Origin of the sequence: Streptococcus pluranimalium, from assembly GCF_047785745.1 — a bacterium.
GTDB classification, from domain to species: domain Bacteria; phylum Bacillota; class Bacilli; order Lactobacillales; family Streptococcaceae; genus Streptococcus; species Streptococcus pluranimalium_B.
This window is the reverse complement of the sequence record NZ_JBLOJT010000134.1, coordinates 1-3,768: the sequence shown is the minus strand read 5'-3', so window position 1 is coordinate 3,768 and position 3,768 is coordinate 1. Positions and strand designations below refer to the sequence as shown.

4 protein-coding genes are annotated in these 3,768 nt (G+C 37.9%); 1 reads left to right on the top strand and 3 read right to left on the bottom strand.

Translation table 11 applies throughout. The annotated features are described in order from the left end of the window. Nucleotides 1-295 precede the first annotated feature (295 nt). Nucleotides 296-745 (bottom strand): DUF1694 domain-containing protein, encoded by a 450-nt coding sequence (locus ACMZ6U_RS09660; protein ID WP_416108233.1) that lies wholly within the window; start codon nucleotides 743-745, stop codon nucleotides 296-298. 144 nt (nucleotides 746-889) lie between these two features. On the opposite strand from ACMZ6U_RS09660, the gene eno reads away from it, so the two are divergent. Further along, nucleotides 890-2,191: a surface-displayed alpha-enolase gene (eno, locus tag ACMZ6U_RS09655; RefSeq protein ID WP_115129940.1), complete on the top strand. Its 1,302-nt coding sequence runs from the start codon at nucleotides 890-892 to the stop codon at nucleotides 2,189-2,191. A gap of 147 nt (nucleotides 2,192-2,338) precedes the next feature. Here eno and ACMZ6U_RS09650 read toward each other — a convergent pair whose 3' ends face one another. Then, complete coding sequence (locus ACMZ6U_RS09650) at nucleotides 2,339-3,499, bottom strand: tyrosine-type recombinase/integrase (protein ID WP_416108232.1); 1,161 nt, start codon at nucleotides 3,497-3,499, stop codon at nucleotides 2,339-2,341. A gap of 77 nt (nucleotides 3,500-3,576) precedes the next feature. After that, nucleotides 3,577-3,768, bottom strand: a 192-nt coding sequence (locus ACMZ6U_RS09645) for a hypothetical protein (RefSeq protein ID WP_416108231.1), incomplete at its 5' end; no start/stop codon positions are given.

The window sequence follows — 3,768 nt, the reverse complement described above, 5'->3', positions numbered from 1 at the left end:
AATAAACATCTAAACCCAGTATCTCCGTTTCTTAGTAATTAAGCCTATAAACTAGATACTCTTAAAACTGTAACAGAATTAATCATCCTTTGATGGAGATAAGGAGTGATGGGGACATCATTTTAAAAGACACAATAATTTTGTTGCCAGATCCCTTTTTAGGGGGGCTAAAAGAGAGCGTTGAGTTTGTCAAATAGAAACGGAATCTTCCATCGCTCGCTAGAATAAGTCAGTATAAAAAGGATGTTTTTAGAAATCGATTAATTCAGGGCAACAGGTCATCAATCATCATGTTTTATTTCCCGAAAAGACGGTTGAAAAACCCTTTTTTAGGTTTATTAAATACAGTATACTCTGTATCGTCCTCGGTTAGAGCAATTAAGTCTGTTTCGCTACGATTGATAGCATGGTCAGTGAAAACGATGATACCAAAAGGAGATGTTACTTGTTTCTCTTCAATAATAGTAGCAGATAGGCCTTTATTTTTAGCAGTTGTCATAAAAGCCATCTGTTTTTCTTCACTGATGCGTGATGATATTTTAACTTTTATAGGATTAATGAGTTCAATTTCTTTGTCTAAGGCCGTCGAAAATAAACCTAATATCTTTTCATTATTAACATCCTCGATATTTATAGTAATAAGAACACGCTCTTGAAATGTACCAAGGTAATAGCGCTGTTCATCAGGGTTTAAAACGCGATTGCCTGATGAGCGTTCCATAATTTTTTGATTAACATCTGACATACAAAATTCCTCAAATTTCCATTTTTTAATATTGTACTATAATTTTTAGTTTTTCTGAAAAGATTGTCTTTTGATTTGAAGAAAATATGATATTGTGGTATTATTAACATGTAAAATATTTAAACTCATAAGGAGAGTATTATAATGTCAATTATTACTGATGTTTACGCTCGCGAAGTCCTTGACTCACGCGGTAACCCAACACTTGAAGTAGAAGTATACACTGAATCAGGTGCATTCGGACGTGGTATGGTTCCTTCAGGAGCTTCAACTGGTGAGCACGAAGCAGTTGAACTCCGTGACGGTGACAAATCTCGTTACCTTGGTCTAGGTACTCAAAAAGCTGTTGACAACGTAAACAACGTTATCGCAGAAGCTCTTATTGGTTACGATGTTCGCGACCAACAAGCTATCGACCGTGCGATGATCGCTCTTGACGGTACTCCAAACAAAGGTAAACTTGGTGCTAACGCAATTCTTGGTGTTTCTATCGCTGTCGCACGCGCAGCTGCAGATTACCTTGAAATCCCACTTTACAGCTACCTTGGTGGATTCAACACTAAAGTTCTTCCAACCCCAATGATGAATATCATCAACGGTGGATCACACTCAGATGCTCCAATTGCATTCCAAGAGTTCATGATCGTACCTGTTGGAGCTCCAACATTTAAAGAAGCTCTCCGTTGGGGTGCTGAAGTATTCCACGCTCTTAAGAAAATCCTTAAAGAACGCGGACTTGTTACTGCTGTTGGTGACGAAGGTGGATTTGCTCCTAAATTTGAAGGGACTGAAGATGGTGTAGAAACTATCCTTAAAGCTATTGAAGCTGCCGGATATGAAGCTGGCGAAAACGGAATCATGATTGGTTTCGACTGTGCGTCATCTGAATTCTACGAAAACGGAATCTACGACTATACTAAATTCGAGGGTGAAGGTGCTGCTAAACGTACTTCAGCAGAACAAATTGATTACCTTGAAGAATTGGTAAACAAATACCCAATCATCACTATCGAAGATGGTATGGATGAAAATGACTGGGATGGTTGGAAAGCTCTTACTGAACGTCTTGGTGGACGTGTACAACTTGTTGGTGATGACTTCTTCGTTACAAATACTGACTACCTTGCACGCGGTATCAAAGAGGAAGCTGCTAACTCAATCCTTATCAAAGTTAACCAAATCGGTACTTTGACTGAAACTTTTGAAGCTATTGAAATGGCTAAGGAAGCTGGATATACTGCAGTTGTATCACACCGTTCAGGTGAAACTGAAGATTCAACAATCGCTGACATCGCAGTTGCAACTAACGCTGGTCAAATCAAAACTGGTTCATTGTCACGTACAGACCGTATTGCTAAATACAACCAATTGCTTCGTATTGAAGATCAACTTGGTGAAGTTGCAGAATACAAAGGTCTTAAATCTTTCTACAACTTGAAAAAATAATTTAATTATTGTATAAAGGGCTATAAACCTTGATATTAAGCACTTTGGGTGTCATCCCAAGGTGCTTTTTTAGAATTTACTACCCTTTATACTACCCCATGCAAAGATTAGGTATAGTAAGAGGGTAGTCACTAAGTGTGACCCCCTTTATAAACTATTGATGGCTGTTTCATAATTTGAGACAGCTTTTTTTGCGTTCTCTTGGTTAGTATGCCAATAAACATTTTCAGTCATCATTAAGCTAGAGTGTCCTAGTCTGTATTGTACATCTTTAGGGCTAGCTTGAGCGTAGAGCATCATTGTTGTGTGTGTATGACGGAAACCATGGAATGATACATTAGTCACGCCAGCAGCCTGAAAATGCTTATTTAGGCGCTGTCTTAAATTACAAGCATAAGCATACTTTTCTGTAAATACAGAGAATAGAACCGTTTCAGACCGCCCTAATTGCCATGATTGCACTTGTTGGCGGTTTTTGTATTGCTTGAGCATAAGTAACGTGGCATTGTCTATTGGTATATCACGATAACCAGCACTTGATTTAGGCGAGTTTATTTCTTGGTATCGGTTAAGTGTCTTATTGATGCTGATAATACCATTGTCTAGGTCAATATCAGACCATTCAAGAGCTAGAGCCTCACCGATACGACAGCCAGTAGCTAGTAAAGTCTTATACAGGACAACATCAAACAAGTTTTCATAGTTTGATTGATCTAAGGTATCGAGGTAATCCAGAAATTGTTTTAGTTCTTTGTTGTCTAGATATTTTACACTAGCTTTTTCTTTTTGTTGCTTACGTGGCACTATAACATCATTAGCTGGGTTATATGTTATCGCTTGCATAGAAACACCGTATTTCAAAATACGCTTATTCATATTATGGAGTACGGAGTAGTTAGCAAATGCCCCTTTTTGCCCAGTATTAGCTTTCTCAGCCCATTTGTTTACTTGCTGTTGAATAGGTGTCGTGAGCTTAGATAGCTTGTAATCGCCAAATACAGGCAATAAGTGAACCTTTATTAAACCGTCGTATGATTGTTGTGTATTTGGCTTGAGAGAGCTTTTATAGCTATCCCACCAACTATTAGCAAGCTCTTTATATGTTGTAATTGTCGGCTTGTCTTTAACTGTATAGCCGTTAGCAGCAAAAGCATTGATAGCATCACGCGCCTTTACTCTAACCCCCTTTTTAGTGGTAGCTGTAACAGTTGTACGGGCTTTTTTGCCCGTTAGTTGGTCAACTCCCAGGTAAACACTAGCATAGTAAACTTTTTGACCGTTCTTTTTGATTTTATCTTTGATATTCATGTATTTGTACCTTTCTTTCCATCAGCAGGCAAGGCGCGTGGTTTTGTTAGGTATTTATACACGAAATTTGATAGTGGTTAATCTTCACTTTCTGAATTTTTGAGTAAGTCTTGAAATTCGGAAATGCTATATACTTTATCTGGTTTTTCAGGAAACTTACTAGACACCTTTAATCCGTTGTATTGCATATCCCAAAATGCGCTATATTCAAAAAGTTTGTTGAACTCCATATTTTTCGCAATCTCTAAGCCTTCGAGATCTTTATGTTT

Coding starts and splice junctions, on each gene's coding strand:
- ACMZ6U_RS09660 (WP_416108233.1), bottom strand. CDS start 745: ATGTCAGATGTTAATCAAAAAATTATGGAACGCTCATCAGGCAATCGC.
- ACMZ6U_RS09650 (WP_416108232.1), bottom strand. CDS start 3,499: ATGAATATCAAAGATAAAATCAAAAAGAACGGTCAAAAAGTTTACTAT.
- eno (WP_115129940.1), top strand. CDS start 890: ATGTCAATTATTACTGATGTTTACGCTCGCGAAGTCCTTGACTCACGC.